The 469-nt window shown below is 68.4% G+C and carries 1 protein-coding gene; it reads left to right on the forward strand.

Annotation, left to right across the window (positions count from 1 at the left end; all coding sequences use genetic code 11):
* The coding region (locus tag DBR23_RS30995) for an ATP-binding cassette domain-containing protein (protein ID WP_233250544.1) at positions 1-469 on the forward strand (469 nt) is incomplete at both ends.

A 469-nucleotide genomic window follows, 5' to 3' on the forward strand; every position in this document is an offset into this window, starting at 1 on the left:
GCGGCGGCGCGTGGGCTACATGTCGCAGGCGTTTTCGCTGTACAGCGAGCTGTCGGTGGAGCAGAACCTGGTGCTGCATGCCCGGCTGTTCCACGTGCCCGAGACCGAGGTGCCCACGCGCGTGACGGCCATGCTGGAGCGCTTTGACCTGCAGGCCGCTCGCAGCGCACTGCCCATGAAGCTGCCGCTGGGCATGCGCCAGCGCCTGTCGCTGGCCGTGGCCATGGTGCACCAGCCCGAGCTGCTGATCCTGGATGAGCCCACCTCGGGCGTGGACCCGATGGCGCGCGACAACTTCTGGCGCCTGATGGTGGAGCTGGCGCGGCGCGACAAGGTCACCATCTTCATCTCCACCCACTTCATGAACGAGGCCGAGCGCTGCGACCGCATCTCGCTGATGCACGCAGGGCGCGTGCTGGAGAGCGCTGCGCCGCAGGATATCGTGGCCAAACGCGGCGCAGCGCTCTCC

Source organism: Acidovorax sp. HMWF018, assembly GCF_003061035.1.
Lineage (GTDB): Bacteria > Pseudomonadota > Gammaproteobacteria > Burkholderiales > Burkholderiaceae_C > Acidovorax > Acidovorax delafieldii.